This window comes from Mycobacterium sp. RTGN6 (genome assembly GCF_033804605.1).
Lineage (GTDB): Bacteria > Actinomycetota > Actinomycetes > Mycobacteriales > Mycobacteriaceae > Mycobacterium.
Genome location: NZ_JAPZKZ010000003.1, coordinates 108326 through 129604, shown reverse-complemented (window position 1 = coordinate 129604; position 21279 = coordinate 108326). Strand labels below are relative to the sequence as shown.

The 21279-nt window shown below is 67.4% G+C and carries 27 protein-coding genes; 14 read left to right on the top strand and 13 right to left on the bottom strand.

Annotated elements, in window-relative coordinates; all coding sequences use genetic code 11:
* Position 1 precedes the first annotated feature (1 nt).
* The 5 genes from SLQ33_RS08645 to SLQ33_RS08625 all read left to right on the top strand — a co-directional run bounded on the left by SLQ33_RS08645 (position 2) and on the right by SLQ33_RS08625 (position 2490).
* A complete protein-coding gene (locus SLQ33_RS08645; protein ID WP_319453413.1) occupies positions 2-499 on the top strand; it encodes a YkgB family protein in 498 nt (165 codons plus the stop codon).
* Entirely contained in the window at positions 492-1205 is a 714-nt protein-coding gene (locus SLQ33_RS08640; RefSeq protein ID WP_319453412.1) for a flavodoxin family protein, read from the top strand. The genes SLQ33_RS08645 and SLQ33_RS08640 overlap by 8 nt, the downstream gene beginning before the upstream one ends.
* Positions 1206-1226: 21 nt before the next feature.
* Positions 1227-1862, top strand: coding sequence for an RNA polymerase sigma factor (locus SLQ33_RS08635; RefSeq protein WP_319453411.1), 636 nt, complete (start codon positions 1227-1229; stop codon positions 1860-1862).
* 11 nt (positions 1863-1873) lie between these two features.
* A complete protein-coding gene (locus SLQ33_RS08630; protein WP_319453820.1) occupies positions 1874-2098 on the top strand; it encodes an anti-sigma factor family protein in 225 nt (74 codons plus the stop codon).
* 86 nt (positions 2099-2184) lie between these two features.
* Positions 2185-2490 carry a hypothetical protein gene (locus tag SLQ33_RS08625; RefSeq protein ID WP_319453410.1) on the top strand — a complete coding sequence of 102 codons (306 nt, stop codon included), beginning with the start codon at positions 2185-2187 and terminating at the stop codon, positions 2488-2490.
* On the opposite strand, the gene SLQ33_RS08620 is transcribed toward SLQ33_RS08625, so the two are convergent.
* Positions 2487-3536 carry a dihydrodipicolinate reductase gene (locus SLQ33_RS08620; protein WP_319453409.1) on the bottom strand — a complete coding sequence of 350 codons (1050 nt, stop codon included), beginning with the start codon at positions 3534-3536 and terminating at the stop codon, positions 2487-2489. The genes SLQ33_RS08625 and SLQ33_RS08620 overlap by 4 nt on opposite strands.
* A 90-nt stretch (positions 3537-3626) precedes the next feature.
* Between SLQ33_RS08620 and SLQ33_RS08615 the strand changes: the two genes are divergently transcribed.
* Positions 3627-4526 carry a crotonase/enoyl-CoA hydratase family protein gene (locus SLQ33_RS08615; protein WP_319453408.1) on the top strand — a complete coding sequence of 300 codons (900 nt, stop codon included), beginning with the start codon at positions 3627-3629 and terminating at the stop codon, positions 4524-4526.
* On the opposite strand, the gene SLQ33_RS08610 is transcribed toward SLQ33_RS08615, so the two are convergent.
* Positions 4523-5347, bottom strand: a complete 825-nt coding sequence (locus tag SLQ33_RS08610; RefSeq protein ID WP_413467612.1) for a thioesterase family protein — start codon at positions 5345-5347, stop codon at positions 4523-4525. The genes SLQ33_RS08615 and SLQ33_RS08610 overlap by 4 nt on opposite strands.
* A 134-nt stretch (positions 5348-5481) precedes the next feature.
* Here SLQ33_RS08610 and SLQ33_RS08605 point away from each other — a divergent pair, with 134 nt between their 5' ends.
* The gene (locus SLQ33_RS08605) at positions 5482-6918 is read left to right on the top strand and encodes a wax ester/triacylglycerol synthase family O-acyltransferase (protein WP_319453407.1); all 1437 of its coding nucleotides are present in this window, start codon (positions 5482-5484) and stop codon (positions 6916-6918) included.
* Here SLQ33_RS08605 and SLQ33_RS08600 read toward each other — a convergent pair.
* Entirely contained in the window at positions 6878-7867 is a 990-nt protein-coding gene (locus tag SLQ33_RS08600) for a DUF2889 domain-containing protein (protein WP_319453406.1), read from the bottom strand. The genes SLQ33_RS08605 and SLQ33_RS08600 overlap by 41 nt on opposite strands.
* 106 nt (positions 7868-7973) lie before the next feature.
* Between SLQ33_RS08600 and SLQ33_RS08595 the strand changes: the two genes are divergently transcribed.
* The gene (locus SLQ33_RS08595; RefSeq protein WP_319453405.1) at positions 7974-8723 is read left to right on the top strand and encodes an enoyl-CoA hydratase-related protein; all 750 of its coding nucleotides are present in this window, start codon (positions 7974-7976) and stop codon (positions 8721-8723) included.
* Between the two features lie 15 nt (positions 8724-8738).
* Here SLQ33_RS08595 and SLQ33_RS08590 read toward each other — a convergent pair whose 3' ends face one another.
* The 5 genes from SLQ33_RS08590 to SLQ33_RS08570 form a co-directional block, all read right to left on the bottom strand.
* On the bottom strand, positions 8739-9608 hold the full coding sequence (locus tag SLQ33_RS08590) for a hypothetical protein (RefSeq protein ID WP_319453404.1): 870 nt from the start codon (positions 9606-9608) through the stop codon (positions 8739-8741).
* 25 nt (positions 9609-9633) lie between these two features.
* Entirely contained in the window at positions 9634-10497 is an 864-nt protein-coding gene (gene ppk2 / locus SLQ33_RS08585; RefSeq protein WP_319453403.1) for a polyphosphate kinase 2, read from the bottom strand.
* Between the two features lie 170 nt (positions 10498-10667).
* Positions 10668-12185, bottom strand: coding sequence for an aldehyde dehydrogenase family protein (locus tag SLQ33_RS08580; protein WP_319453402.1), 1518 nt, complete (start codon positions 12183-12185; stop codon positions 10668-10670).
* Between the two features lie 9 nt (positions 12186-12194).
* Positions 12195-12770 (bottom strand): PA-phosphatase, encoded by a 576-nt coding sequence (locus SLQ33_RS08575; RefSeq protein ID WP_319453401.1) that lies wholly within the window; start codon positions 12768-12770, stop codon positions 12195-12197.
* Positions 12767-13291, bottom strand: a complete 525-nt coding sequence (locus tag SLQ33_RS08570; protein ID WP_319453400.1) for a mycothiol transferase — start codon at positions 13289-13291, stop codon at positions 12767-12769. The genes SLQ33_RS08575 and SLQ33_RS08570 overlap by 4 nt, the downstream gene beginning before the upstream one ends.
* 78 nt (positions 13292-13369) lie before the next feature.
* On the opposite strand from SLQ33_RS08570, the gene SLQ33_RS08565 reads away from it, so the two are divergent.
* Positions 13370-13675: a metalloregulator ArsR/SmtB family transcription factor gene (locus SLQ33_RS08565; protein ID WP_319453399.1), complete on the top strand. Its 306-nt coding sequence runs from the start codon at positions 13370-13372 to the stop codon at positions 13673-13675.
* A 47-nt stretch (positions 13676-13722) separates the two neighbouring features.
* A complete protein-coding gene (locus SLQ33_RS08560) occupies positions 13723-14160 on the top strand; it encodes an SRPBCC domain-containing protein (protein ID WP_319453818.1) in 438 nt (145 codons plus the stop codon).
* On the opposite strand, the gene SLQ33_RS08555 is transcribed toward SLQ33_RS08560, so the two are convergent.
* Positions 14157-14537 (bottom strand): VOC family protein, encoded by a 381-nt coding sequence (locus tag SLQ33_RS08555; RefSeq protein WP_319453398.1) that lies wholly within the window; start codon positions 14535-14537, stop codon positions 14157-14159. The genes SLQ33_RS08560 and SLQ33_RS08555 overlap by 4 nt on opposite strands.
* A gap of 46 nt (positions 14538-14583) precedes the next feature.
* Between SLQ33_RS08555 and SLQ33_RS08550 the strand changes: the two genes are divergently transcribed.
* Both SLQ33_RS08550 and SLQ33_RS08545 read left to right on the top strand, forming a co-directional pair.
* Positions 14584-16305, top strand: a complete 1722-nt coding sequence (locus tag SLQ33_RS08550) for an N-acyl-D-amino-acid deacylase family protein (RefSeq protein ID WP_319453397.1) — start codon at positions 14584-14586, stop codon at positions 16303-16305.
* Entirely contained in the window at positions 16302-16856 is a 555-nt protein-coding gene (locus tag SLQ33_RS08545; RefSeq protein ID WP_319453396.1) for a carboxymuconolactone decarboxylase family protein, read from the top strand. The genes SLQ33_RS08550 and SLQ33_RS08545 overlap by 4 nt, the downstream gene beginning before the upstream one ends.
* Here the strand turns inward: SLQ33_RS08545 and SLQ33_RS08540 are convergent.
* Positions 16853-17665, bottom strand: a complete 813-nt coding sequence (locus SLQ33_RS08540) for an SDR family oxidoreductase (RefSeq protein ID WP_319453395.1) — start codon at positions 17663-17665, stop codon at positions 16853-16855. The genes SLQ33_RS08545 and SLQ33_RS08540 overlap by 4 nt on opposite strands.
* A gap of 63 nt (positions 17666-17728) precedes the next feature.
* Here SLQ33_RS08540 and SLQ33_RS08535 point away from each other — a divergent pair, with 63 nt between their 5' ends.
* Positions 17729-18112: a pyridoxamine 5'-phosphate oxidase family protein gene (locus tag SLQ33_RS08535; RefSeq protein ID WP_319453394.1), complete on the top strand. Its 384-nt coding sequence runs from the start codon at positions 17729-17731 to the stop codon at positions 18110-18112.
* Here the strand turns inward: SLQ33_RS08535 and SLQ33_RS08530 are convergent.
* Positions 18068-18223 (bottom strand): hypothetical protein, encoded by a 156-nt coding sequence (locus SLQ33_RS08530; RefSeq protein ID WP_319453393.1) that lies wholly within the window; start codon positions 18221-18223, stop codon positions 18068-18070. The genes SLQ33_RS08535 and SLQ33_RS08530 overlap by 45 nt on opposite strands.
* A gap of 217 nt (positions 18224-18440) precedes the next feature.
* On the opposite strand from SLQ33_RS08530, the gene SLQ33_RS08525 reads away from it, so the two are divergent.
* Positions 18441-18773: a hypothetical protein gene (locus SLQ33_RS08525; RefSeq protein ID WP_319453392.1), complete on the top strand. Its 333-nt coding sequence runs from the start codon at positions 18441-18443 to the stop codon at positions 18771-18773.
* Positions 18774-18834: 61 nt separating this feature from the next.
* On the opposite strand, the gene groL is transcribed toward SLQ33_RS08525, so the two are convergent.
* Both groL and SLQ33_RS08515 read right to left on the bottom strand, forming a co-directional pair.
* The gene (gene groL, locus SLQ33_RS08520; RefSeq protein ID WP_319453391.1) at positions 18835-20460 is read right to left on the bottom strand and encodes a chaperonin GroEL; all 1626 of its coding nucleotides are present in this window, start codon (positions 20458-20460) and stop codon (positions 18835-18837) included.
* 181 nt (positions 20461-20641) lie between these two features.
* Complete coding sequence (locus tag SLQ33_RS08515; RefSeq protein ID WP_319453390.1) at positions 20642-21202, bottom strand: helix-turn-helix domain-containing protein; 561 nt, start codon at positions 21200-21202, stop codon at positions 20642-20644.
* Positions 21203-21279 lie beyond the last annotated feature (77 nt).

Genomic DNA, 21279 nt, shown 5'->3' with positions numbered 1-21279 from the left:
CATGACCACGGTCAACGAACACACCCAGGGATTCCACGCAGTCGAGTCTGCCGTCACGCGACTCGGGGGCCCGCTCGCCCGCTACGGCCTCGTCGTCGTCATCGGCTGGATCGGCCTGCTGAAGTTCACCGCCTACGAGGCGCAGGGCATCGAACCCCTCGTCGCAAACAGCCCGTTCATGAGCTGGATGTACGACGTGTTCTCCGTGACGACGTTCTCCACCCTGCTCGGCGTCCTCGAAGTGGCGACGGCGGTGCTGCTCGCGGTCAAGCCGTGGTGGCCCAAGGTGTCGGCCGTCGGCAGCGTGATCGCCATCGGGCTCTTCCTGGCGACGATCAGCTTCCTGTTCACCACGCCGGGCATCGGTGAGGCCTCCGCGGGCGGATTTCCCATTCTGTCGTCCACCGGCCAGTTCCTGATCAAAGACGTTGCACTGCTTGGTATTGCGGTGTGGACGCTGGGCGACGCGCTGCGCGGCGCGGCGGGCCGTCGTGTCTGAGTCGTCGGACTTCTCCGGGCTGCGGGCGCTATTCATCAACTGCACGCTCAAGCCGTCGCCCGAGCCCAGCAACACCCAAGGCCTGATCGACGTCTCGTCGAGGATCATGACGGCCCACGGCATCGACGTCGACGTGGTGCGCGCCGTCGACCACGACATCGCCACCGGCGTGTGGCCCGACATGCGCGAACACGGGTCGGCCACCGACGACTGGCCACCGATCTTCGAGCAGGTGCTAGCCGCCGACATCTTGGTGCTGGCGGGACCGATCTGGTTGGGCGACAACAGTTCCGTCATGAAGAAGGTGCACGAGCGGCTCTACGGCGGCTCGCACCTACTGAACACGGCCGGCCAGTACCTGTACTACGGCCGGGTCGGCGGGTGCCTTATTACCGGCAACGAGGACGGCGTGAAGCACTGCGCCCAGAACGTGCTGTACACCCTGCAGCACATCGGCTACACCATCCCGCCTCAGGCGGATGCCGGCTGGATCGGCGAGGCGGGCCCGGGTCCGTCGTACCTCGACTCAGGGTCCGGGGGGCCGGAGAACGACTTCACCAACCGGAACACCACGTTCATGACGTGGAACCTCATGCACTTCGCGCGGATGTTGCGCGCCGCCGGCGGGGTCCCGGCCTACGGAAACCTGCGCACGGGATGGGATGCGGGTTGTCGCTACGATTTCGCGAACCCCGAGTACCGCTGAGGGACTACGCTCTTGATCGTCATGACTAGGACGGCGGAGGACGAGGCGGCGCTGGTCGCCGCGCTGAAGGACCGTGACGAGTCAGCCTTCGCCGAACTCGTCGACCGCCACACCCCGGCGATGCTGCGGGTGGCACGTGGCTACGTGCCCAGCCGCGAGATCGCCGAAGAGGTCGTGCAGGAGACGTGGATCGCCCTGCTCAAGGGGATTGGCTCGTTCGAGGGCCGATCATCCTTGCGCACTTGGCTGTTCACGGTGCTCATCAACATCGCCAAGCGCCGGGGGGTGCGAGAGCGGCGGGACTCGGACGTGGCCGTCATGGCGTTCACCGGTGGCACCGTCGATCCGGCCCGCTTTCGCGACGCCGACGATCCGTACCCCGGTCACTGGCGCCCCACCGAGGTCCCGTCCGCGTTTCCCGATACACCAGAGGGGTCAGTGCTCGGCGACGAGCTGATCGCGCTGGCCCGCCGGGAACTCGACAAACTCCCCGAACGTCAACGCGTCGTCGTGACGATGCGCGACATGCTGGGACTCGACTCCGCTGAGGTCTGCGCACTGCTCGACGTCAGCGTCGCCAATCAACGCGTGCTGCTACATCGAGGCCGGGCCGCAGTACGGCAGGTCCTCGAGGACTACCTGAAGGAAACGACGTGACTACCGGACCAATGGACTGCAACGAGCTCGTCGAGCTCGTGACGGCGTACCTCGACGGCTCCCTCGACCTGGACCAGCGAGCGCGGTTCGACGTACACCTACTCGAGTGCGACGGCTGCGAGAACTACCTGCAGCAGTTCCGGGCCACCGTGTCGACCGTCGGCAAGGTCCCGTTCGACGAACTGGATCCGGCATTTCGGAGTCGACTCATGTCCGCCTTCAAGGATTGGCGTTAATTCGGCGTAACGGAGAGCCCGGGTCGGCGCACTACCAATTCACAAGCGCGCCACACGGTGTCGCAACCGACCCGAAAGTAGGAACCATGAAGACCGTCCTGACCACCGTCGCAGGAACCGCCATCATCGCCGCAGGACTGGCATTCGCCGGGACCGCCAACGCGGCGCCCGTCAGCCCGTCGAACGCCTCCGACATCGTCATGCAGTTGCAGGCGCGCGGCAATACCGTGATCGTCAACCGGACCGGCACGCAACCGCTTTCGGAGTGCACGGTGACCGGTGTGCGCGAAGGTCAGACGTACTCGCGCTACGACTCCGGCTTTCCCGGCGCCCAGAGGGATCCGATGAGCCAGGTCGTCTCGATGACGGTGTACGTCGACGCGAAGTGCTAGCCGAGTACTCCTCGGCCCATGATCGTCGGCAGGTCGAGGAAGGTGCGGATGCCCGGCGCCGCGGCGCACACCGGCGCGATCGCGTGGACGGCGTGCATCGCGGTGCCCAGGCAGCCCTGTTCCGTCTCGTCCTCGCCGTGCGTGGCGATGCGGGACTCGAGCACCATCGACGGCCGGCCCTCCACCGTCACCTTCCAGCCGCGACCGGTCGGCCACTCGGGCGCCTGTTCGTCGCCGAGCCTGGTGATGTGCTCGATGGTCAGTGCGGGCCTTCCGCCGATGATCGCGGTGCAGCTGAACCGTTGTGCCGAAACGGTTCCCGCCTCGATGCGGCCCGCCTTCACGTCGAACGGCTCGTCGGCGACGGCGACCTGCCGGTCGTAGTCGAAGTCGTCGATGGCGGCGCCGAGCCCGTCGGCCACCAACATCAGCGAGGCCCTGAACGTCGAACCGGCAAGCACGGGATCGGCCAGCGGCACGGGTGCGTCGGGCGCCATGCCGAAGCCCATGATGTCGAACAGCATGTCGGCGCTGTCGTAGGTGGTGTAGTCGAGGAGTTCCTGCACTAGTAGTGAGTCGATTCGCCCAAACAAACCCGACATCGTCAGCGGTAAAACCTCTGCCGCCCAACCAGGTTCGATGCCCGTGGCGTGAAACGAACTCCCGCCCTTCGCGCAGGCAGCCTCCAACTTGTCGACCACGCCAGAGCCCATGCTGGCCGGGTAGATCAACGCCGTCACCGCCGTGGAGACCACGTTCTTGCCCGATGCCAGCAGCCGGCAGATGTCGTCGAGCGCTCCCATCGGGTTCATTTCGCCCTGCGGCATGTAGAGCACGCAGTCGGCGTCCAACGCGAGGATCTCGTCGGGATCCTTTGTCGCGACGACGCCGACGTCGCCGATGCCACAGAGTTCACCGACATCGCGACCGGCCTTGGCGTCGCTGTAGACGAACGCGCCGACGAGCTCGAGTTCGGGGTGGTCGGCGATGGCGGCGACGGCGTGGCGGCCGACGCTACCGGTGGCCCACTGCACGATGCGCAACATGTCGATGAACTTACGGTAAGGGTGACTAGTAGCGGGCTGCTTTTGGATCGATCGGTCACCGGCGGCGCCGAACCAGGCAGACTGCGCTACATGACGCAAGCCTTCGAAACCGTGCTCTACACGACGGAGCCGCCCGTCGCGACCATCACGCTCAACCGGCCCGAGCACCTCAACACCATCGTCCCGCCGATGCCCGACGAGCTCGAGGCCGCCATCGGGCTGGCCGAACGCGATCCGAACGTCAAGGTCATCGTGCTGCGCGGAGCGGGCCGCTCGTTCTCCGGCGGATTCGACTTCGGCGGCGGGTTCGAGCACTGGGGCGACGCGATGAACACCGACGGCCGCTGGGATCCGGGCAAGGACTTCGCGATGGTGTCCGGTCGGGCGACCGGCCCGACGCCGAAGTTCATGGCGATCTGGCGCGCCACCAAACCCGTCATCGCGCAGGTGCACGGCTGGTGCGTGGGCGGGGCGAGCGATTACGCGCTGTGCGCCGACATCGTCATCGCCAGCGACGACGCCGTCATCGGCACCCCGTACAGCCGGATGTGGGGCGCCTACCTGTCCGGCATGTGGCTCTACCGGCTGAGCCTGGCCAAGGCCAAGTGGCACGCCCTGACCGGGGAGCCGTTCACCGGCAAGGAGGCCGCCGCGGTGGAACTGATCAACGAGTCAGTGCCGTTCGAGCGGCTGGAGGCCCGCGTGGCCGAAGTCGCTGCGGGCCTGGCTCGGATTCCCTTGTCGCAGTTACAGGCTCAGAAGATGATGGTCAACCAGGCCTACGAGAACATGGGGCTGGCGTCGACGCAGACGCTTGGCGGCATCCTCGACGGGCTGATGCGCAACACTCCAGAAGCATTGGCGTTCATCGACGTTGCGTCCACCGACGGGGTGCGCGCGGCCGTCGAGCGCCGCGACGGTCCTTGGGGCGACTACAGCCAGGCGCCGCCGGAGCGGCGCCCGGATCCGTCGAACGTAATCGAGCCCTAGGGCGACGGGGGACGAAAACCCGAGTGCGCCAATGCGACGGCTACGCACGTCCCGACGGGGCCGCGTGCGTCGACGAGCGTCGCCGATCCGGTGGCCACGCCGGCATCGCTGTAGTGACTGTGCGACGCCAGGCCAAGCACCGGCCCTTCTGGCAGTCGGCTCAACGTCACCGTGTAGTCGGCGTTGATGAACTCCAGGCCTCCCGTCCCCCAATTCGCCAGGGATGCCGTGATGTCCCCGGCCATCGCGGCGCGGGTAAACGCAGTCAGCGGTTGGCCGTCGACCAGCTGCTGCACGAGGTGCAACCACGTGTACTTCGCCCCTGTTTCCCCGACCCACCCGGATTCCGGATTCTGAACGGGGGCGCCCCAGCCGTAGGTTCGGACGAACAAGGCTGCGTCAGCGACTTCCTCCTCGGGCGGAATGGGTGGCATCGATACCTCCTGCGACCACACCTCCCCTGCGGGTTGCTCGCATCGGCGGAGGAACAATGCGCTCGCGCGGGCGACTTCGGTACCACGCTGATTGAGCGTGGCCTCCACTAGCCGCAGGCGCCGGCCGTCGCGCAGCACGCGGGTGCGCACCTCGATCGGTTCGAGAGCGGTCGGCCGCGGAAGGTCGACGGTGAGCCGTGCGGGTTGCCACTCCGGATCGTCGACCGCGCCCTCGACCGCCCAGCCCAGCAGCCCGCCGACGACGTGGCCGCTGAGCGATTCACCCCATCCGCCCTTGGCAAACCGGCTCGGGATGAACCGGTCGCCGTCGTACGCGAAGTAAGCCTCCGACGTGACCCCTTGGTCGACCAACGCATCCCTCCGCACCTTCGACGACGCTTCCTACCGAGAGTTTTACCGTAACTCTCACTGGAGACGTCCCCCGGGTGCAGGCCGCGTCACTCTCAGACCTCCAGCGCATTCTGCGTCGCGCTGCCGCGCGGGTCCGTACCCTTCCTGAAATGAGCAGGCTGTCGAGCGTCGACTCGGCCTTCTGGTCCGCTGAAACCACGAGCTGGCACATGCACATCGGTGCATCGGCGGTATGCGACCCCACGGATGCTCCGAACTTCAGCTTCGACGCGGTCCGCGACTTGGTCGCCAGCCGGTTGCCCGAACTGCCGCAGCTGAGATGGCGGGTGTCGGGCTCCCCGATGGGGATGGACCGACCGTGGTTCGTCGAGGACGAAGACCTCGACATCGACTTTCACATCCGGCGAATCGGCGTCCCGTCGCCGGGCGGTCGCAAGGAGTTCGACGAGCTCGTCGGACGGCTGATGTCGTACAAGCTCGACCGGTCCAAACCGCTGTGGGAGCTGTGGTTCATCGAGGGGCTCGACAACGGTCGCGTCGCGATCGTGACGAAGATGCACCACGCCGTCGTCGACGGGGTGTCCGGCGCAGGCCTCACCGAGATCCTGTTCGACGTCACGCCGGAGCCACGCGCACCCGCCGTCGACGTCGATCGGTCACTGGTCGGGGTCGACCTGCCGCGGCCCGAACTGCGCTTCGTCAACGGGTTGATCAACCTCGGGGTCAAGACGCCGTATCGCATCATGCGCCTGGTGGAGCAGACGGTTCGTCAACAGATCGCCGTTCGCAACATCGAGAACAAACCGCCACGGTACTTCGACTCCCCGAATGTTCGCTTCAACTCGACCATTTCACCTCACCGCCGGGTCGCGGGGGCCAGGGTGCCGCTCGACCGGGTCAAGGCGGTCAAGGAGGCCTACGGCGTCAAGCTCAACGACGTCGTGCTGGCCCTCGTCTCGGGAGCCATGCGCGAGTACCTAAAGCAGCGCAAGGAACTTCCGGAGAAGTCGTTGGTCTCGCAGGTGCCGGTATCCACCCGCTCCGATGCCGACAACGCCGTCGGCAATCAGGTCTCGGCGATGACGGTGGTGCTCGCGTCCGACATCGCCGACGCGGGCGAGCGCATCAAGGCCATCTACACATACACCCAGGGCGCCAAGGAGATGGCCAAAGCCCTTACCGCACATCAGATCATGGGTTATACGGAGACGACGCCGCCGGGACTTCTGGCGTTGGCGTCACGCGCCTATGCCGCCAGCGGGATCGGCCGCAGCGTCTCGCCGATGAACGTCGTCATCTCGAACGTGCCCGGACCCAACTTTCCGCTCTACCTCTGTGGCGCGAGGGTCGAGAGCCTGATGCCCCTTGGTCCACTGCTGTTCGACGTCGCGCTGAACGTCACCTGCTTCAGCTATTGCGGTTCAGTCGACTTCGGATTCATCACCACTCCCGAGATCGCCTCCGACATCGACGAATTGGCCGACCTCGTCGAACCCGCCCTGCGCGAGCTCGAGGTCGCCGCCGGACTCGCCAAGGCCAAGCCCGCTAAACGGGCGCCTCGATCGACTCCTCGTGGACGTCGATGAGCGCACCGATGTCACCCAACGAGCGCAGCGTGTCGTTGAGGTGGGTGCACGTCGAGATGCCGACGAACTCGGTTCGGATCCGATTGCGCAACTCTCCCAACGTCATTCCAACCACCCGCGCTGCGCTACCGAGCGCGCCGGGGCACTCTTGCCACGGCAGCACGCGAGCGGCGGCATCAACGCGCGTAATGGTGCGCGACGCGAGGTCGACCTCGCCAGCGACGGTGTACTCGTGGACGATGGTCTCGGCGCCCTGACCGTCGACGTGGCTGTCCCGGAAGTGCGCGTCGAAGACGCCGTCCGTCGGGCTCACGTCCAGCCTGCGCGCGCGTCGCATGCCATGGGCGCGAAGCGGTTCCGTGGGATGCATCGCAACGTCCCGCGGTAGCGGTGGAGCGACCGGCCCGTGCACACACGGCATGAGCAGGTTGCGCCGGGTGAAGTCGACGACGGCCGCGTCGGGCGCGAAACCCGAGCAGATGCCCGCGAGGTGATCGGCGACGACGTCGGCCATCTTCTCCTCGACGCCGTTGGTGATGGCGGCATGCTGAATGCCGTACCCCGACACCAGGTTTGCGCCGACCCAGTCGTCCAGCAGCAGGTGCAGCGGCGTCGCCCGTTCGACGTCGGGCCCGAGCAGCGCGCTGATCTTCGCGCGAAAGCCTGGCCCAACGCGAACCCCGCGCAACTGGCTCAGCCGAGCGTCGTCGCCGCTGATGTCGTCGATCACCCGGTCGGCGAGATGGGCCCGCACGACGACGTCCTCGACCACGTGCACCGCACCGGATGCGTCGGTTTGCACATCCCTGGCGCGTAGTTCGACGAAGGCCGCGCCCTGGCCGTCCGGATGGGTGTCGATCGTGCTGGTCCGGCGCACCATGCCCGGGCGCAGCGGCGGCCACGCCGCGACCGGCTGCTGCGGTCCGGCGATGTCCGAAACGAAGGGCATGACTTGGCCTTTCGGGCTACTCGACGGGTCGGCTGGCACCTGCCGACGACACGTCGCATCGACCTCGAGCTTTACACCCCGAAGCCGCAATGGCAAGGTGCGCCCCATGATCGTGGACGTACAGCGGCGGGACCGGATTCTGGTGATCTCGATGCAGCGACCGGAGAAGCGCAACGCCGTCAACCGCGAATTGGCGTTCGGCATCAGCGCCGCGCTGGACACGCTCGATGACGACGACGAGCTCTGGGTAGGCGTGCTGACCGGTACCACCGACGTGTTCAGTGCGGGTACCGATCTGCGTGACGGCGCCGACGCCCGAACCGAACGGGGAGGTGAGTACGGGCTGATCCGACGGCGACGACGCAAGCCGCTGATCGCCGCGGTCGAGGGCCCCTGCCTCGGGGGTGGCTTCGAGATCGCCCTAGCCTGCGACCTGATCGTGGCGTCGACGACGGCCCGGTTCGGGCTGCCGGAATCCCGGCGCGGACTGATCCCGTCGTCCGGTGCCCTGTTCCGGGCCATCCGCGCGCTACCGGTGCACGTCGCCAAGCAGCTGATGATCACCGGCGCCGAGTTGACGGCTGAGCGGGCACATGCGTTCGGCGTGGTCAACGAGGTTGCGGCGCCCGGCGCCGCGCTGGAGGTGGCGATGACGCTGGCCCAGGATGTCTGCCGGTCCGGTCCTGTCGCGGTGCAGGCGGTGCTCGCAGGAATCGCCGCGCAGTTCGACCCGGCGGACGAGGCCGGGTGGGCGGCGACGGCCCGTGCCGTGGACACGGTGAGAAACTCGGCCGACCTCCAGGAAGGAGTCAGCGCGTTCTTCGAGCGTCGGGCACCCCAGTGGTCGGGGCGGTGATCCGCATGCCCCAGCTCAGCGCTCGACCGGCTCGATGACCCTCCGCCGGCCCAGCCCGCCCAACATCGCGGCGAGCACCCCGAGCAGCACCAGCCCCGCGCCTGCGGCCAGCGTCAGGTTGAGCCAGAAGTGCAGGCTGCCGATGGCATGGTCCACCATCGCCGCGGCGAGTTGACGGATGTCACCGTTGGTGGCGTCGAGGCCCTGGTTGATCCGGCCGCGCAACACCTCGATGGCGGCCCACCCCGATGCGCCGACCAACAACGCCGAAACGCCCAGCGCAGCAAGCGCTTTGCCGCGCTTCTTGGCCGCGGCGATGGTGAGCAGCGCGAACACTCCGGCGACGATGGCCGAGCCGACGCTCACCCACGGCCCCCACTTCGTAGCCTGACGAAGCTGTCCGGGGCGCAACGACTCCGACACGTTCTCGGTCAGCGGGATGGTCAACGTCGACGGCGGCTGGATACCGAAGTCCTGGAGCGTCTGCTTGAACGAACTGTCGGACAACATCGGTGACAGATCGAGCTGCCAACGTCCCGATGAATCGGTCTGCTGAACCGCTTCGGTGAACATGTAGCGGTGCACGAGCTGGTTGGCCAGTGCGAACTGACCGGGGAAGGCAGAACTGCGGGTGTACGCGGTGGCCGCTCCGCTGAAGAGGTTCTCGTTGACGTCGAAACCGGAGTTGGCCGCGAGCATCACCAATTGGCTCGTCAGCTCCGCGGCCATCGCCTGCTGCAGGTTTGGGTCCTTGGCGGCCGACGCTGCGAAGGCCGAGTATCCGTTGCGGTCGACGATGGTGTGCTGCGCCCACATCGTGGGCACTGCCACTGCCAGCGCCGCGGTCGTGATCAGCCAGAACAGCAGGGTCGCCACGAACCGCACGGGCGCGTCCTCCTGTCTGGACGCGTCAGTCGGTCAGCGCGCGTCCCACGATGAGGGGATCGGCTGTGGCGACCACCTCGCGGTCCTTGTTGTCGTAGTCGAACTTACCGAGCACGTAGCGCATGGCGTTGATGCGGGCGCGCTTCTTGTCGTTGCTCTTGACCACCGTCCATGGCGCGACGTCGGTGTCGGTGAGCTCGAACATGTCTTCCTTGGCCGAGGTGTAGGCCTCCCACTTGTCCAGCGACGCGAGGTCCGTCGGAGACAGCTTCCACTGGCGCACCGGGTCGACCTGGCGAATGGTGAAGCGGGTGAACTGCTCGGCCTGCGTGACCGAGAACCACAGCTTGGTGAGGCTGATGCCGTCATTGACCAGCATCTGCTCGAAGAGCGGTGCCTGGCGAATGAACTCGGCGTGCTGGTCGGGCGTGCAGTAGCCCATCACCCGCTCGACGCCTGCACGGTTGTACCAGGACCGGTCGAACAGCACGAGCTCACCGGCGGCGGGCAGGTGGTTGACGTAGCGCTGGAAGTACCACTGGGTGCGCTCGCGATCGGTGGGCTTCTCCAGCGCGACGACGCGGGCGCCGCGCGGGTTGAGGTGCTCCATGAACCGCTTGATCGTGCCGCCCTTGCCTGCCGCGTCGCGCCCCTCGAACACGATGACGTGCCGCAGCCCGTTGGCCTGGCTCCACACCTGCAGCTTCAGCAACTCGATCTGGAGCAGCCGCTTCTGCTCCTCGTACTCGTGGCGCGACATGCGTTCCTCGTACGGGTAGCCCTCGCGCCAGGTGTCGACGTCCGATCCGCTGGGGTGGTGCACCAGCACCGGGTCGTCGTCGTCATCGTCGCGGACGGTGTAGAACTCGGTCCCCTTGAGCGCGGTCACGGACAGAACGTAGCGAGGTACCCGTACGCGAGGGTGACGTCAGGGTGAACGGAAGGTAGCGCGGCTCCGCCCGAGTTACCGAGCCGCGCTCCCCACGCCGAAACTGCGCACAGATCGTGAAACTCGACGATTTCGCGATCTGTCAGCAGTCTCGGCGACGGCCCTTGGCGCTACTTGGCGACGCGCTTGGGCCGGATGAGCGCCACCTTCGTCATCATGGTGTTCATCCGCTTCATGGCCTTGAGCGAGTTGTTGTAGTAGTTGCCGCCCGCGCCAACGCTGGTGCGCGGCGCCACGACCGTTTCCAGACGACAGAACTTGCGCACCCCGTCGGCGCCGCCGAAGCGAGCGCCGATGCCCGACGTCTTCCAGCCACCCATCGGCGCGGTGGTGCACATCAGGTTGGAGATCACGTCGTTGATGTTGACGGCACCGCAATCGAGTTCGACGGCAACGTCTTTCGCCCGCCCGATGTCCTTCGAGAACACCGACGCACTCAGGCCGTACGGGCTGTCGTTGGCCAGTCGCACAGCCTCGGCGACGGAGGACACCTTCATGATCGGCAGCGTCGGGCCGAAGGTCTCCTCCATCATGGCGGCCATCGAGTGGTCGACGTCGACGAGCACGGTGGGCTCGTAGAAGCTGCCCGGCCCGGCCGGACGCTTGCCACCGGCCAGCACCTTGGCGCCCTTCGCGACGGCGTCGGCGACGTGGCGCTCCGCCACGGCCACCTGGGTGTCGTCGATGAGCGCGCCGAAGTCGTGACCCTCGCCCGCACCCATCTTCAGGTTCTCGACGTCCTTGACGACCGCGGCGACGAACTGGTCGTACACCGACTCGAGCACGTACACCCGCTCGACCGACACGCACGTCTGGCCCGCGTTGAAGAACGCACCCCACACCGCGGCGTGCGCGGCCAGGTCGACGTCGGCGTCGTCGAGCACGATCATCGGGTCCTTGCCGCCGAGTTCCAGGCTGATCGGCGTGAGCCGCCGCGCCGCGCGCTCCGCCACCTTGGCGCCCGTCGCCGACGAGCCGGTGAACTGGACGTAGTCGGCGTTGTCGACGACGGCCTCGACGGCCTCGCGGGCGCCCTGCACGATCGCCATGACCTCGGGGGCGCCGGAGTCGATCCAGCCGCGCAGCAACAGCTCGGCGGTCAGCGGAGTGCGTTCCGACGGCTTGAGCAGCACCGCACAGCCTGCCGCCAGCGCGGCGATGCCGTCCATCAGCAGATTGGCGACGGGGTAGTTCCACGGCGCGACGATGGCGACGACCGGGCGTGGCCGGTAGTGGACGGTGACCTTCTTGATGTTCAGGAAGGGCAGCGACGCCGGCCGAGACTCCGGCTCCAGTGCCTTCTCCATGGTCTTGATGTAGTACGACGCGATCATGATGAGCAGCGGAACCTCTTGCGCCGCATCGGTGGCCGACTTGCCGGTCTCCTTGATCAGCAGCGCCTCGATCTCGTCGCGGTGCTCGCCCATCCAGACGGCGAAGCGGGCCAGCACCTTCGCACGACCCTTGGCGCCGCGCGCCTCCCACTCGCGCTGCGCCTGCCGCAGTCCGGCGGCGATGCGGGGCACGTCGGCAGGGTCGGTCCAGCGCACCGTTCCTGCCACCGCACCGGTGGCGGGGTTGTTGATGGTGGCCGTGTCGGAGGCGGCCAGTTCGGGCGTAGCTGTCATGACCCCATGCTAGCCGCCACTGTGACGCAGATCGCAGCGGGGTTGACACCTGTCAAGTCCGGCGGCCGTTGCCGCCAGGCATACCAGCGCGGTGCCGAGGAACAGCGCGCCGACGGTGTCGGTGAAGTAGTGGTAGGTGACGCCCTGGCCCAACATCCCGAGCACCGCCACCACCGCGGCCGCCACGACCGACCACGTCGTCACTCCGACCACCAGGACCGCCAGCCCGAGCACGACGACCGCCAGCGTCGTGTGCCCGCTCGGGTAGGCGAGTTGGTCGCCGCTGTACCTGCCGAACAGCCACTTGCAGATCCTGGCCGCGGCGACCGCGATCAGTGGCGTCGCGACGATGACGATCGCGAGCCTGCGGCGCCTTCGCACCAGCGCCACTATCAACACGATCGCCCACGCGGCCACCACGACGCGGCCGTCGGTGAAGAACAACAGCCAGCCGAGGTAGGCGTTGGCCCCACCCGTGTGCTTGAACCAGTCGTCCAGCGGTGTCGAGCCCGTGCCCACCGCAAGCCCGAGCGCGACGAGCCCTGCCAGTCCGGCCAACGGCCACCAGCGGGTGGCGGTCGTCATTCAGCGGGTGCGACGCCGCGCAGGTAGGCGGCCGTTCCGAGGTGTTGGGCGCTGTCGTCGATGATGCTGACGAGCCGCACGCTCGCGGTGACTGCGGGCGTCCAGCGGGTGTCGACGATGCGGGCCAACTCGTCGGGCGTCACCGACGCGACGTATTCGAGCGTCACCCGGTGTACGGCGTGGTAGTACCCGGAGAGCAGGTCGGCCGACGCGCGCACCTTGGCGACCTCATCGGGCGTGTGGCCATATCCCATGGCGTCCCGCGGGAGGTCGAGGCCGAACCGGTCGACCCAGCCGTCGCGAAACCACACCTGCTCGGTACCTGCGATGTCGCACAGTTGGACATCGTGCTGGCGCGCGCTGTGCCAGACCAGCCAGGCGATGCTGTTGGCCTCTGGCGTCGGACGGTAGAACGACACCTCATCGGTGAGCCCGTCGGTGACGTCGTCGACGTGTTCGATGACGCGTGTGAAGGAGTCGCGGAGCAGTTCGCGGACGGCGTCGGAATCGGAGGCGGCCATGTTCGCCAAAGTTACGCCTGCGCTCCGACAGGCTCACATGCCTTGCCAATCATATGTTTTTCTGGTTATATAACGGGGGTGGACGCCTTCACCGTCATCGCCGACCCCACCCGACGTCGCATCCTCGACGCCTTGCGGTCGGGCGGTACCGACGTCGGCACTCTCGTTGCGCGGCTTGACATCTCGCAACCGCTGGCGTCGAAGCACCTGGCGGTGCTGCGCGACGCGGGCGCGGTGGACGTCGAGGTCGACGGCAAGCGGCGGGTGTACCACCTGGCGTCCGATCCGCTACCAGAAGTGCTGGCCTGGGTGACGCCGTTCCACCGCAAGTGGGCGATGAGCCTCGACCAGCTGACCCGACTAATAGACGAGGAGCAATCATGAGCCTGGACGCGACCCTCGAACACCGGGACGGAACATGGGTGCTGACGATGTCGCGCCGCCTGCGCCACCCGGCCGCAGTGGTGTGGCCGTGGCTGACGGACCCGGCACGGTTGGCGCGCTGGTCGCCCGTCGTGCCCGACGCGGCCTTCGACGCCGTCGGGGCGCGCCTAGTCAGGGAGCAGCCCGGCGACGAGCCCGTCGACGGCGAGGTGTTGTCTGTCGACGCACCACACGTGCTCGTTCACCGCTGGGGCCCAAACGTGTTGCGGTGGAAGCTGACCGACACCGACACCGGTTGTGTGCTCACCCTCGAACAGTCGATGGCCGAGCCCGATCCCGCGGCCATGAGCGCGGCGGGCTGGCACGTCTGTCTCGACGTGCTCGAACCCGTACTCGACGGCGGTGACGACAAGCGGATCGTCGGACCCGACGCGTTGGCGGTCGGCTGGGAGTCGCTGCGCGACCGGTACGCGTCGCAGCTCTAACTGTCGGGCGAGGCTCGATGGAACACGGCCTCGACGTTGTTGCCGTTGGGATCGCGCACGAACGCCCCGTAGTAGTTCGGGTGATATTCGGGGAAGATCCGCGGCGCATGCAAGGACTCGGCGCCTAGTTCCAGCGCCGCGTCGTGGAAGGCCTTGACCGCGTCGACGTCGGCGGCCTGGAATGCGAAGTGGATGCCGTCTCCTGCCGGCCTGCCCATGCTGTCCTCGAGCCAGAAGTCCGGCTTGCCGTCGCGGCCGTAGCCGATGGCGGGGCCGACGTCCATCTGTCGGGAGTAGCCCAGCACCCCCAGGACCTTGTCGTAGAACGTCTTCGACGTCTCGTAGTCGGTACAGATGATTCCGAAGTGGTCGATCACGGGCCCATCCTGGCATGGGTGCCCGACACGGTCGTACATTCAGGAGATGGCCTACGAATTGATCATTCGCAACGGCACGATCGTCGACGGGCTCGGCGGTGAGCCCTTCGTCGGGGACGTAGCGATCGCCGACGGACTCATCGCGGCGGTCGGGACGGTCGAGGGCACCGCCGAACGCGAGCTCGACGCGACGGGCTTGCTCGTCACGCCCGGTTTCGTCGACCTGCACACCCACTACGACGGCCAGGCCATCTGGTCGGACCGCCTCACGCCGTCGTCGGCGCACGGCGTGACGACCGCGGTGATGGGCAACTGTGGCGTTGGCTTCGCGCCGTGCCGCCCGGACGACCACGAGACGCTCGTCGACCTGATGGCCGGCGTCGAGGACATCCCCGGCGTCGTCATGGTCGACGGGCTGCCGTGGACGTGGGAGACGTTCCCCGAGTTCCTCGACGCGTTGGACGGCCGACACCGGGACATCGACGTCGCCGCGTTCCTACCCCACTCCCCCCTTCGGGTCTACGTGATGGGCCAGCGTGGCGTCGACCGCGAACCCGCCACCGCCGAGGACCTGGCCTTGATGCGCAAGCTTGCCGCGGAGGCCGTGCAGGTCGGCGCACTCGGCTTCGCGTCGTCGCGGCTGACCCTGCACAAGAGCGAAAGTGGCCATCCGATACCGTCTTTCGAAGCTGGCCACGCCGAGATCGAAGCCATCGCGCAGGGCGTCAAGGACGCGGGTGGCGGCCTCATTCAGTTCGTGCCCGACCTCGTCGCAGGTGACTACGGGCCGGCGCTGCAGACGGTGTTCGACGTCGCCGAGGACGTCGGGCTACCGGTGACGTTCACGCTCGCGATCGGCAACATGGGCGACCCGTTCTTCGTCGACGGACTGAACATGGTCGAGAAGGCCAACGCCGCGGGTGGCGACATCACCGCGCAGGTCTTCCCCCGACCCATCGGCCTGGTGATCGGACTCGAACTGTCCGGCAACCCGTTCGTCCTGTACCCGAGCTACCGCGCGCTCGCCCATCTGCCGCTGGCCGAACGGGTCGTCGAGCTGCGCAAACCCGAAGTGCGCGAACGCATTCTGTCGGACACGCCGGCCAGCGACGGGCATCCACTCATGTTCGCGACCCAAGCATGGGACTGGATGTTCCCGCTGGGCGACCCGCCGAACTACGAGCCCGCCCGCTCGGAGAGCATCGGAGCCAGGGCCAAGGCACGTGGCGTGAGCCCACTCGAGGAGGCGTACGACCGCATGCTCGATGACGACGGGCACGCCATGCTGCTCATCACGCTGGCCAACTTTCGCGACGGCTCGCTGGACACGGTAGCCGAACTGCTGCGTCGCGACGACGTCGTGCTCGGCCTCGGCGACGGCGGCGCGCACTACGGAATGATTTGCGACGCAAGCTTTCCCACGTACATGCTGGAGCATTGGGCCCGCGACCGCGCGTCCGGTCGGCTGTCGGTGTCCGAGGCGGTGCGCGAGCTCACGTCGGCCCCGGCCCGGGTCGCGGGGCTGGCCGACCGGGGCCGCATCGCGGTCGGCTTCAAGGCCGACCTCAACGTCATCGACCACGACGCGCTGCGCCTGCATCGGCCCGTCATCGCCCACGACCTGCCCGGCGGTGGCCGGCGGCTCGACCAGACGGCGGACGGCTACGTCGCGACCATCGTGTCCGGCGAGGTCATCGCCGAGCACGGCATTCCTACCGACGCACGGCCCGGAAAGCTGGTGCGCGGGCGTCAGGCGGCGCCTGCGTGACGCGGGTCGCGCCGCTGGCACCGCCTTGGAGCGACGAGGACGCCGCAGGCATCACCAGCTGGGGTCACCCCGACCGGACATACGAACCGCTGCTGCTTGTCCGGTGCCTGCAAAGACATCCCGCGCTGGCGGCCAAACTCCGCAAGCTCGGCGAGGCGCTGTACGTCGACACGCAGCTGCCGCCGCGCGTGCGCACCATCGCGATCCTGCGGATCTGCGCGCTGGTCGGATGCGCCTACGAATGGGGCGGTCAGGCCGCGTTCTGGGGACCCATCGCGGGGGTGTCCGACGACGAGTGCGACGCGCTGGTCACCGGCGACGGCGCGGAGTGGACGGACGACGAACGCGTGCTGATCGACGCCGTCGATGAACTGGAACGAACCGGGTCCTGGGTGGACACCACGTGGAATGCGTTGGGCCGCAGCCTCGATGACGAGCAACGGATCGAATTGCTGATCGCCGTCGGCTGGTATCGGACCATCTGCACGCTGTGCAACGGGCTCGCGCTGCCCGTCGAGGGCTGGATGCGGGCCTGGCCGTCGGCCCGCTAACGTCGCTTCAAGGCGGGGTGCTGCTTGACCAGTAGCGGCATCAAGAATCGATTCGGGATGAGCTGGAAAAGCCGCGTGCTGACTTGGCTTGGCAATCCGGCGATCACGCTACCGCGATCGTGCTCGAGCGCGTCGACGCCCACCTTCGCGACGTCGCGTGACGGCATCCAGAGGAACTTCGGGAACGCCTCGGCGAACGTGCGCTCGTCCATGCCCGCCGACTGCAGGAACTCGGTCCGCACCGGGCCTGGGTTGAGCGTGGCGACGGTGACCCCGGTGCCCGCGAGCTCGGCGCGAACCGCCTCGGTATAGGCGATCACGAACGCCTTCGTCGCGGCGTAGCCGGCCTGCCCGGGGAACGGCTGAAAGCCTGCCGTCGACCCGACGTTGAGGATGGCGCCACGACCGCGCGGCACCATCTGCTGCACGGCGCGCGTCGTCAGGTCGATGACGGCCTCGACGTTGACGCGTACCTGGGCGATCTCGCGGTCAACGGTCGAATCGGCGACCGCCCCGAGGGTGCCGATGCCCGCGTTGTTGACCAGCACGTCGACCGTGAGCCCGCGGCGCTCGACCTCGTCGAATAGCACCGCCCGCGCATTGGGATCGGCCACGTCGCAGGCGATCACCTCGACGCGGACCGCCGCGCGGAGCTCGTCGGCCAGTTCGCGCAGCTTGTCCTCACGACGCGCTACCAGAGTGACACCGTGGCCGCGGGCGGCCAGTTCACGGGCAAGGTCGGCGCCGATGCCCGAAGACGCCCCGGTGACGAGGGCGGTGGTAGTTGGTGTGGGTGTGGGTAGCGCCATGTCAAGAAACTAACGTGCGCCTGCGCTCCCCCATTCCGCCGAGCGCGGTCGTAGTCTCGTTGCATGAGCGTCAAGGTCGATCTCGATCAGCTGGCCGACGCGCTGGCCGACTTCACGTTCGCGTACCTGATCACCGTCGGAGACGACTTCCACGCCCACACGGTCGCGGTCGACCCGCTGTTCGCCGACGGATCCTTCGACGTCGGACGGGTCGGCAACAGCACCCGCCGAAACGCATCCCAGCACCCCGACGTCACCCTCGTCTGGCCGCCTCGCGAACCCGGCGGGTACACGCTGATCGTCGACGGCCGGGGCGAGCTCACCACCGACGGCGCAGCATTACGAGTAGCGCCGAGTCGCGCGGTGCTGCATCGGAAGGCGACGCCGGACTCCCCTGCCGCATCAACCGGATGCCTGCACGACTGCGTGCCCCTCGAAGACGGCTGAACTCGGCCACGACACCGGATCGAGACCACCGTCGAAGGCGATCTGCTTGAGCGGAGCCGACAGCGCCACGCGGACGATGTCGTGGTCGGGCTCGGCGACGGCGGCGCGCACTACGGAATGATCTGCGAGGCGCGAACGCGGCGGTTTCACGCTGATCACCGACGGCCTCCGGTTGCGGCGACGACTGCGCGCCGCTCGACGCGAGATGAAGGTCGCGGACAAACTCGTCGAAAAAAGTCACGAAAAAAGTGAGGGAATCAGGACCACTGACTGCTCCTAGCTGGTGAACGTGGCTCACGGGAGCCGCGAAGACCGATAGGAGAAGCTCATGACCAGCAGGCTCGCCACCACCGCCAAGTTCGTCGTCGCCACCGGTGCCATCGCCGTCGGTGCACTGACCCTGGCGCCCGGCGCCCAGGCCGCGCAGTCGTACGAAGCCTTCAAGCACTACTGCGCCACTACGGTGCAGCAGGAATACAACGGCCCAGTCCTGATTAACCAGTACGTGGAGCAGATGGACAAGATGGACCTCATCCAGCTCTGCAAGTACTTCCGCCCCGACGGATCGTATGTGACCTACGACCGCAACAGGGTCCCGAACTACTACAAGACGCCGCAAGCCAACGTCAACGGGCAACCCCCCGTCATGCAGCAGCGGTGACCCGAACAACGAAAAGGCCCGGCCTGCAAGCAGACCGGGCCTTCCCGTTGAAGCGTCGGACTTAGAAGTCCATGCCGCCCATGCCACCGGTCGGGTCGCCCGCAGGAGCGGACGCCTTCTCCGGCTTGTCGGCGACGACGGCCTCGGTGGTGAGGAACAGCGCCGCGATGGACGCCGCGTTCTGCAGCGCCGAACGCGTGACCTTGACCGGGTCGGCGACGCCGGCCTTCAGCAGGTCCTCGTACTCACCGGTCGCGGCGTTGAGGCCGTGTCCGGCGGGCAGGTTCGACACCTTCTCCGCGACGACGCCCGGCTCCAGGCCACCGTTGAAGGCGATCTGCTTGAGCGGGGCCGACAGTGCGACGCGCACGATGTTCGCGCCGGTCGCCTCGTCACCGGTGAGCTCGAGCTCGTCCAGCGCCGGAGCGGCCTGCAGCAGCGCCACGCCGCCACCGGCGACGATGCCCTCTTCGACGGCGGCCTTCGCGTTGCGAACGGCGTCCTCGATGCGGTGCTTGCGCTCCTTGAGCTCCACCTCGGTGGCAGCCCCGGCCTTGATCACCGCAACACCGCCGGCCAGCTTGGCCAGGCGCTCCTGCAGCTTCTCGCGGTCGTAGTCGGAGTCGCTGTTCTCGATCTCGGCGCGGATCTGAGCCACCCGGCCGGCGATGGCGTCGGAGTCACCGGCGCCCTCGACGATGGTGGTCTCGTCCTTGGTGATGACGACCTTGCGGGCCTGGCCCAGCAGGGAGACGTCAGCGGTCTCCAGCGAGAGGCCGACCTCTTCGCTGACGACCTGGCCACCGGTCAGGATCGCGATGTCCTGCAGCATGGCCTTGCGACGGTCGCCGAAGCCCGGGGCCTTGACGGCGACGGACTTGAAGGTGCCACGGATCTTGTTGACCACCAGGGTCGACAGGGCCTCGCCCTCGACGTCCTCGGCGATGATCAGCAGCGGCTTACCCGACTGAATGACCTTCTCCAGCAAGGGAAGCAGATCCTTGACCGTCGACACCTTGGAGCTGACCAGCAGAATGTACGGATCCTCGAGGATCGCTTCCTGACGCTCGGCGTCGGTGACGAAGTAGCCCGAGATGTAGCCCTTGTCGAAGCGCATGCCCTCGGTGAGCTCCAGCTGAAGCCCGAAGGTGTTGGACTCCTCGACGGTGATGACACCCTCGTTGCCGACCTTGTCGAGCGCCTCGGCGATGAGGTCGCCGATGGACTGGTCGCCTGCGGAGATGCCCGCGGTGGCAGCGATCTGCTCCTTGGTCTCGACCTCCTTGGCCGACTTCAGCAGCGTCTCGGTGATCTTCTCGACGGCCTTCTCGATGCCGCGCTTCAGACCGAGCGGGTTGGCGCCGGCTGCAACGTTGCGCAGACCCTCGCGAACCAGGGCCTGAGCCAGCACGGTGGCGGTGGTGGTGCCGTCGCCCGCGACGTCGTCAGTCTTCTTGGCAACTTCCTTGACCAGCTCGGCGCCGATCTTCTCGTAGGGATCCTCCAGCTCGATCTCCTTGGCGATGGACACACCATCGTTGGTGATCGTGGGGGCGCCCCACTTCTTCTCCAGGACGACGTTGCGGCCCTTGGGGCCCAACGTCACCTTTACCGCGTCGGCGAGGGCATTGAGGCCCCGCTCGAGGCCGCGACGGGCCTCTTCGTCATACGCAATTGTCTTGGCCATTGCGAAGTGATTCCTCCGAATTAGGGAATTGCACGTCTGTAGTCGGGATCAGTGCCCGCGACGGACGACTGGGTGTGCTCCCGCAGGTGCGGCCCCAGCCTCACCGTCCCGACCTAGCACTCACCGATCGCGAGTGCCAATGTCATTTTTAGCACTCGACCAGGGCGAGTGCAAGGTCGGCCTACCGCGAAGCGCGCAGTCCGTCGACCACGACGCTCGCCACTCGGTCCGCGACGCCGTCGCCGAACCCCTGGGTTGACTTGCAGAGCGACAGCAGTGCCTTCAGTTCGGCCGGTCCCACGTCGGGGCGAACGGTGCCGGCCCGCTGGGCGGCCGTCAGCAAGTCATCGAGCACCCCGAGGAACGCCGCCTCGGCGCCGGAGGTGGCGGCGTCGAGCTCGATGCCGTACCCGACGAGCGCGTCGGCCAGGCCGTGGTCGGTTTCGGCGGCGCGGACCATCGCGCGCAGGAACTCGAACAGCGCCGTGCCCGGATCAGCGGCCAGCAGCGTCTTGCTGGTGCCGACGATGCTGCGCACTCGATCGTCGATGACCGCCGCGAACAGGGCTTCCTTCGTAGGAAAGTGCCGGTAGATGGTTCCCGTCCCGACGCCGGCGCGGCGCGCGATCTCGTCGATCGGCACCGCGAGTCCCTCGGCGGCGAACGTCTCGTACGCGACCGCGAGCACACGCGCCCGGTTGCGGGCCGCGTCGGCGCGCATCGGTCGTGCGGTTTCGGTCACGTCTCGAACCTTCCAGTTGACAAAGCGGAGCGCGCGTTCCGTATAGTTAACGGCAACCGGAGCGCAGGTTCCGAATC

Bases quoted from the DNA above. Each gene is read 5' to 3' on its own strand.
- SLQ33_RS08645 (WP_319453413.1), top strand. From the start codon at position 2: ATGACCACGGTCAACGAACACACCCAGGGATTCCACGCAGTCGAGTCT.
- SLQ33_RS08635 (WP_319453411.1), top strand. From the start codon at position 1,227: ATGACTAGGACGGCGGAGGACGAGGCGGCGCTGGTCGCCGCGCTGAAG.
- SLQ33_RS08630 (WP_319453820.1), top strand. From the start codon at position 1,874: ATGGACTGCAACGAGCTCGTCGAGCTCGTGACGGCGTACCTCGACGGC.
- SLQ33_RS08625 (WP_319453410.1), top strand. From the start codon at position 2,185: ATGAAGACCGTCCTGACCACCGTCGCAGGAACCGCCATCATCGCCGCA.
- SLQ33_RS08620 (WP_319453409.1), bottom strand. From the start codon at position 3,536: ATGTTGCGCATCGTGCAGTGGGCCACCGGTAGCGTCGGCCGCCACGCC.
- SLQ33_RS08615 (WP_319453408.1), top strand. From the start codon at position 3,627: ATGACGCAAGCCTTCGAAACCGTGCTCTACACGACGGAGCCGCCCGTC.
- SLQ33_RS08605 (WP_319453407.1), top strand. From the start codon at position 5,482: ATGAGCAGGCTGTCGAGCGTCGACTCGGCCTTCTGGTCCGCTGAAACC.
- SLQ33_RS08600 (WP_319453406.1), bottom strand. From the start codon at position 7,867: ATGCCCTTCGTTTCGGACATCGCCGGACCGCAGCAGCCGGTCGCGGCG.
- SLQ33_RS08595 (WP_319453405.1), top strand. From the start codon at position 7,974: ATGATCGTGGACGTACAGCGGCGGGACCGGATTCTGGTGATCTCGATG.
- SLQ33_RS08580 (WP_319453402.1), bottom strand. From the start codon at position 12,185: ATGACAGCTACGCCCGAACTGGCCGCCTCCGACACGGCCACCATCAAC.
- SLQ33_RS08575 (WP_319453401.1), bottom strand. From the start codon at position 12,770: ATGACGACCGCCACCCGCTGGTGGCCGTTGGCCGGACTGGCAGGGCTC.
- SLQ33_RS08570 (WP_319453400.1), bottom strand. From the start codon at position 13,291: ATGGCCGCCTCCGATTCCGACGCCGTCCGCGAACTGCTCCGCGACTCC.
- SLQ33_RS08560 (WP_319453818.1), top strand. From the start codon at position 13,723: ATGTCGCGCCGCCTGCGCCACCCGGCCGCAGTGGTGTGGCCGTGGCTG.
- SLQ33_RS08550 (WP_319453397.1), top strand. From the start codon at position 14,584: ATGGCCTACGAATTGATCATTCGCAACGGCACGATCGTCGACGGGCTC.
- SLQ33_RS08540 (WP_319453395.1), bottom strand. From the start codon at position 17,665: ATGGCGCTACCCACACCCACACCAACTACCACCGCCCTCGTCACCGGG.
- SLQ33_RS08535 (WP_319453394.1), top strand. From the start codon at position 17,729: ATGAGCGTCAAGGTCGATCTCGATCAGCTGGCCGACGCGCTGGCCGAC.
- SLQ33_RS08525 (WP_319453392.1), top strand. From the start codon at position 18,441: ATGACCAGCAGGCTCGCCACCACCGCCAAGTTCGTCGTCGCCACCGGT.
- groL (WP_319453391.1), bottom strand. From the start codon at position 20,460: ATGGCCAAGACAATTGCGTATGACGAAGAGGCCCGTCGCGGCCTCGAG.